This window comes from Dialister sp. UBA1703 (assembly GCA_002320515.1).
In the GTDB taxonomy this organism is placed as follows: domain Bacteria; phylum Bacillota; class Negativicutes; order Veillonellales; family Dialisteraceae; genus Dialister.
Genome location: DCJJ01000090.1, coordinates 1 through 5,851 on the forward strand (window position 1 = coordinate 1; position 5,851 = coordinate 5,851).

Here is a 5,851-nt window from a genome sequence, read left to right on the forward strand (position 1 = left end):
AGTGGGACAGTGGGACGGCTATCGGCTATCCGCTGGCCGCTGGACGGTATTCCCACAAGGGATGATAGACATCAGACGGTCAGACGTCAGACATCAGACGTGTCCAATGGTAATCCACAACCCTCGGCGCCACAGGCGCCGTCAAACCTAAGAACCTTCGCTCGCAAAGCGGGTGTCAATCTTTAGAACCTTTCCCCTCACAACCCTTCTACACAACCTGCCGCCGACAGGCGGTCTCAACCTGCGGCGTCAGCCGCACCCCCCGTTCGCCCAAAGGGCGAACCCTATGAACCCTATGAACCCGGGCCACGCAGTGGCCCCATGGGCGATACCACAACCCTCGGGCCTGAAAGGCACGTCGCCCCTTTGAGCGGCAGCGAACATAACCCACCGCCGAAGGCGGTCACAACCCTCGGGGCGAAGCCCCGTCAACCCGGAGCCGCTCCGCGGCCATATAACATAGTTTTTCACGCCCCATGGCGTTTATTTCCATACAGAAAGGAAGCGTAACAGATGAAATCTATTTACAAGAAAGGTGCCCTGCTGGCAGCAGCAGCTCTCATGTCCTTTGCCCTGGCTGGCTGCGGAGGTTCTTCCTCCGGCTCCAAAACCGCCAAGGACACCCTCACCGTAGGGGTGACGAACTTTGCGGACAGCCTGGAACCGACGGACAACTACTTCGGCTGGCAGGTCATGCGTTACGGCATCGGCGAATGTCTGGTTCATTTCGATGACAAGATGAATGCAGAGCCCTGGATTGCAGAAAGCTGGAAAGTGTCCGACGACAAAATGTCCTGGACCTTCAAGATCAGGGACATCAAATTCTCCAACGGCAAACCGGTGACCGGCGAAGCGGTCAAGAAATCCATCGAACGCACCTTTGCCAAAGCGCCAAGGGCGAAAGCCATGTTTGAACTGGATCACATCACCGCCGACGGTCAGAACGTGACCATTTACACCAAGAAACCGGTGGCTACCCTGCCGGGCATGCTGGGGGATCCCCTCTTCATCATTGTGGACACCGATTCCGACGGCAAAGTGGACTTTGCTAAGCAGGGTCCCGTCTGCACCGGCCCCTACATGGTGAAATCCTTCTCCAAGGCTAAGACAGAATTGGACGCCAACCCCAATTACTATGACAAGGTTCCCTTCGCTCACGCCCAGATCAATACCATCGATGACCCCAATACCCGTGCCATGGCTCTCCAGAAGGGTGAAATCGACGTGGCAGTGAACATTGCCCCTGGGGACATGCAGCTCTTCCAGGATAAGAATAAATTCACCATCAGCACCATTTCCTCCATCCGTGACGTACTGGCCCGCCTGAACGTGGCCAATGGCAAGCCCCTGGCCGATAAGAACGTAAGAAAAGCGCTCCTCCAGTCCCTGGACCGGGATACCTACTGCAAGGTACTGCTGAAGGACACCTTCACCCCCGGCGGCCCCCTCCTTCCGCCGTCCCTGGATTACGGCTTTGATAAGCTGAAAGCCGAATATCCGGACAACTATAATGTGGAAAATGCGAAGAAACTCCTGGCAGACGCAGGCTGGAAGGATACCGACGGCGACGGCTATGTGGACAAGGACGGCAAGAACCTGGAACTGGACTTCGTCTACTACAGCGGCCGTGCGGAACTCCCCCTCTTTGCGGAAGCTACCCAGTCCGACGCCAAGAAAGTGGGTATCAAGGTAAACCTGAAGAACGTGGACTACAACGTTCTTGACGGTATCGGTACCAGAGGCGAATACGATATGCTCATTTCCAACATCCTCACCGAACAGGCAGGGGATCCGGAAGTCTTCGTCAATATGTACTGGAAGACCAATGTCAACGGCAGCAACCCCCAGAACGGCTCCGGCTACAGCAACCCCGAATACGACGCCCTCTCTGACCAGCTCATTCAGGAATTTGACCCGGCCAAGAGAAAAGAAATCATCGAAAAGATGGAAAAAATCATCCAGGACGATGCAGCTACCCTCGTCTTCGGCTACCCCCAGACCAATATGATTTCCAATAAGAAAGTCAAGAACGCAGACATTAAGCCCTGCGACTACTACTGGGTAACCAAGAATATCATTCCGGCAGAATAAGGGCCGCTGACCGCCTTGCGATCGGACGGTACGTCCGAAAACAGGGAGACGGCAGATGGCACTCCGTTATGCAGTTGTCACCCATGCAAGCTCCGCAGCGTTCCCGTTTCCCCTTGAGGTGGCAAGGGAACTGGATTCATAGGGGAGAGAAGCGACCCGCGAATCCAGTGACACGCTTCCCTGTGGGTGAAGTGCCACATAGTGGCAAAAGGGTGTGCGAGGGTAAGCATACGGATGACACGCACCGTGGTTCTATGCTGCGGAGATTCTATGCAGAATCTCCACAGCATAGAAAACCGTATTGCCGCCTCCGGCGGCTATCCACAACCTGCAGCGGCGCAGCCGCTGTAAACCTAAGAACCTTCGCCCGCAAAGCGGGCGTCAACCCTCGCGCCTACAGGCGCGTCCAAAGCATTCATCATTTACAGGAGCCAATATGCTGTTAGAAATCAAAAATCTGGGCATTGCCTATGGAAAGGCGGAGCCCGTTGTACGCCACGTTTCCTTTAGCCTGGATGAAGGAGAAGTCCTTGCCATCGTAGGGGAATCGGGGTCTGGAAAAACCACGGTCATCCGTGCTATCCAGCATGTGCTGCCCGGCGGCGGGCACATTGCGGAAGGGGAGATGATTTTCGAAGGAGAAAACACCCAGAAGCAGTCGTCAGAAAAACACCGCATGCTGGACGGCAGGGACGTGTCCATGATCTTCCAGGACAGCGGCGCCATGATGAATCCCATTCGCCCCATCGGCGTCCAGTTCCGGGAGTACCTGGCCCTTCACGGCATGGCCGACGAGAAGGAGGCCCATGACCGCATGATAGAAATGCTTACCATGGTGCGCCTTCCGGATCCGGAGCAGATTCTCAAAAGCTACACCTTCGAACTCTCCGGCGGCATGCGCCAGCGCGTAGGCATTGCCATGGCCATGGCCTTCCACCCCAAACTCCTTCTGGCCGACGAGCCCACCAGTGCCCTGGACGTAACCACCCAGGCGGCCATTGTGAAGGAAATGATGGAAGTAAGAAAACGGATGAACACTGCCATTATCATCGTCACCCACAACATGGGCGTAGCGGCCTACATGGCGGACCGCATTATGGTCATGAAACAGGGCCGGGTGGTGGAATACGGAAAGGCAGAGGACGTCATTTACCATCCGAAAGAAGATTACACGAAAATGCTGCTGGCTGCGGTGCCGGTACTGGGAGGTGAAATTTCATGAAAGGATACGGAGAAGAAATCCTCCGCATGGAGGAAATCGTAAAAACCTTCGACCTGGGCGGCGGTAAAACACTCACCGCCAGCGACCACGTGAATCTGAGCCTTCACAAAGGGGAGACCCTGGGCATCGTAGGGGAATCGGGCTCCGGGAAATCCACCCTGGCCAAGATCCTGACCCGCCTCTATACCATGGACAGCGGGCGGATCCTTCTTCATGGAAAGGACATAGCGCCGCTGAAGGGAGAAGAATTCCGCCAGGTCAGGAAGAACATCCAGATGGTATTCCAGGATCCCTCCACCGCCTTCAACCCCAAGCAGCGGGTGAAAGATATTATCTGCGAACCCCTTCTTAACTACGGCCTCATCAAAAAAGCGGACATGGGAGAAAAGGCAAGGGAAATGCTCCGGCAGGTAGACCTGCCGGAAGACTTCGCAGACCGCTATCCCAATAATATGTCCGGCGGCCAGCGCCAGCGCATCGCCATCGCCCGGGCCCTGGTGCTGAAGCCGGAAATCATCATCTGCGACGAAGCCACCAGCGCCCTGGACATGTCCGTGCAGAAGACGGTCATCGAACTTCTCCACCGCCTGCAGAAAGAAACAGGCGTGGCCTACATCTTCATCTGCCACGACCTGGCCCTGGCCAATATGTTCTGCGACAACATCATGGTCATGCACTGGGGAAAAGTGGTGGAAAAAATCCACGACCTGTCCGAAGCGAAAGACCCCTACTCCAAAAAACTCATGGCCTCCGTCTTCACCATCGAAGAAGGCAAAAACAAAGTCCTGCCGGACGAACTCTTTGGCTGAAAGGCAGCGGGGGCTGGCTTGTTTCCTGCCGGCAGGAAACCCCATAGTGCTACGCCGGATAGGAAACCATTCGCAAACCGTTTCCTGCGGGTAAGGAATACCATCAGTGTCCTGCCGGACAGGAAACCCTATGCGAACAGTTTCTTGTCGGTAAGAAACACACTGTCCTCAAGCCGGACAGGAAACCTATTATATCAAAGGAGAGTACATTATGAAGAAAATCATGGTCCTGGCTGCAGCGGCAGCCCTGACTGCCGGCGTTTCCGCCCTGGCAGCCAATCCTTTTTCCGATGTAAGCACCGATGACTGGGCTTACCAGGCGGTATCCGACCTGTCTGACCAGGGAGTGGTGGAAGGATACCCTGACGGCACCTTCAAAGGGGAAAGAAATATCACCCGCTTCGAACTGGCCCAGATTATTGCCCGCCTTATGGCAAAGGAAGATCAGCTGAATGCAGAGCAGCGGGCCACCCTGGATAAGCTGGCCGGCGAATATGCCGACGAGCTCTCCAACCTTGGCGTCCGCGTATCCAATCTGGAAAAGAAAGCGGGCAATCTGTACTGGTCCGGCGACGCTAAAATGTGGTATATTAACAACTCCAAGGAAACCCGCGCAGATACCTGGAAAGGCCGTATGAGAATCAAAGTGAAGGGCCAGGTGAATGACTCTACCTATGTACAGGGCCGTATCAAGAACCAGATGGATTTCAAAGGGGACGATACGTCTAAGACCGTCATGGACTGGCTCTATGTGAATCATACCTTCGGCGATGCCAATGTGACCCTGGGCCGCGTGCCTGTCACCATTTATGACGGCTTCATGTTCGACGCAACCCTGAAGGGGGCAAAACTGGCCTACGGCAGGAATGCATTTGATGCCTCCGTTTCCTTCGGACGTCTCATGAATAATGGATGGCTGTATGACTCCTCCACCTTCGATACTTTCCTGGCGGAAGCAGGCTATGACTTCGGTGCTGCCAAACTGCGGGCAGCCTATGTGAAGCTGCCGGGAGACAAGGGCAAGGAAAAAGCCCACTTTGACAATATGTGGAGTACCCACCTTTCCATTCCGGTGGACAATTTCCAGATTTTCGGCGAATACTGGGATTCCAATGCCAAAAAGGCGGACAAGTCCTGGCAGGCCGGCCTGGGATACAGCAATTTCTCCATGAAGAAACCGGGCTCCTTTGACCTTAATGTGGCTTACAACAAGGTGGGCTATAATGCCAATCTGGACGGCACCACCTATGATACAGGGGAAGTATGGAACGGCATTCCCAAAGACAAGACCCTTGCCTACTGGAGCGTATTCGGTGATGTGGCCCTGCAGAAGAATGTGTCCCTCCACGGTGAATATGCCTTTGACATCGACAACCGGAAGGATGGATTTGATGATAAAGCCTGGACCTTGGCACTGAACTATAAATATTGATGGGGATTTCCTGCAGCTTCATCCGCGGGATGCCGGTACCAATGAAAAAGACTCTGCCTTCCGAGGCAGAGCCTTTTTTCATACCCGGGAGATGACTCATGGGATTTCCTTCCTCCTCCGGGGCAGCGGGCCGCCATCTGCTTTATAAGTTTTTCATGCGCATACAATTAAAAAGAATTGAATAATTAAAGTTGAAAAATTAGAGAGGATAATATATTTAATATAAATAATTTATAAATCGTTATAATATAAAAATTAGAGGGAGGTTTCTATGAATAACTGGAAGAAACTGGCAGC

At 54.0% G+C, this 5,851-nt stretch carries 4 protein-coding genes; all 4 read left to right on the forward strand.

Annotation, left to right across the window (positions count from 1 at the left end):
• The first annotated feature begins 513 nt into the window (after positions 1-513).
• The 4 genes from B2Y11_RS04550 to B2Y11_RS04565 all read left to right on the forward strand — a co-directional run bounded on the left by B2Y11_RS04550 (position 514) and on the right by B2Y11_RS04565 (position 5,554).
• Positions 514-2,091, forward strand: coding sequence for an ABC transporter substrate-binding protein (locus B2Y11_RS04550; protein ID WP_291056761.1), 1,578 nt, complete (start codon positions 514-516; stop codon positions 2,089-2,091).
• A 436-nt stretch (positions 2,092-2,527) separates the two neighbouring features.
• Positions 2,528-3,313 (forward strand): ABC transporter ATP-binding protein, encoded by a 786-nt coding sequence (locus tag B2Y11_RS04555; RefSeq protein WP_291056763.1) that lies wholly within the window; start codon positions 2,528-2,530, stop codon positions 3,311-3,313.
• Positions 3,310-4,122 (forward strand): ABC transporter ATP-binding protein, encoded by an 813-nt coding sequence (locus B2Y11_RS04560; RefSeq protein ID WP_291056765.1) that lies wholly within the window; start codon positions 3,310-3,312, stop codon positions 4,120-4,122. Before B2Y11_RS04555 ends, B2Y11_RS04560 begins: the two co-directional genes overlap by 4 nt.
• Before the next feature lie 211 nt (positions 4,123-4,333).
• Positions 4,334-5,554, forward strand: a complete 1,221-nt coding sequence (locus B2Y11_RS04565; protein ID WP_291056767.1) for an S-layer homology domain-containing protein — start codon at positions 4,334-4,336, stop codon at positions 5,552-5,554.
• Positions 5,555-5,851: the final 297 nt, after the last annotated feature.

What these genes read in the sequence shown, in the direction of transcription:
- B2Y11_RS04550 (WP_291056761.1), top strand. Translation starts at nt 514, where the DNA reads ATGAAATCTATTTACAAGAAAGGTGCCCTGCTGGCAGCAGCAGCTCTC.
- B2Y11_RS04555 (WP_291056763.1), top strand. Translation starts at nt 2,528, where the DNA reads ATGCTGTTAGAAATCAAAAATCTGGGCATTGCCTATGGAAAGGCGGAG.
- B2Y11_RS04560 (WP_291056765.1), top strand. Translation starts at nt 3,310, where the DNA reads ATGAAAGGATACGGAGAAGAAATCCTCCGCATGGAGGAAATCGTAAAA.
- B2Y11_RS04565 (WP_291056767.1), top strand. Translation starts at nt 4,334, where the DNA reads ATGAAGAAAATCATGGTCCTGGCTGCAGCGGCAGCCCTGACTGCCGGC.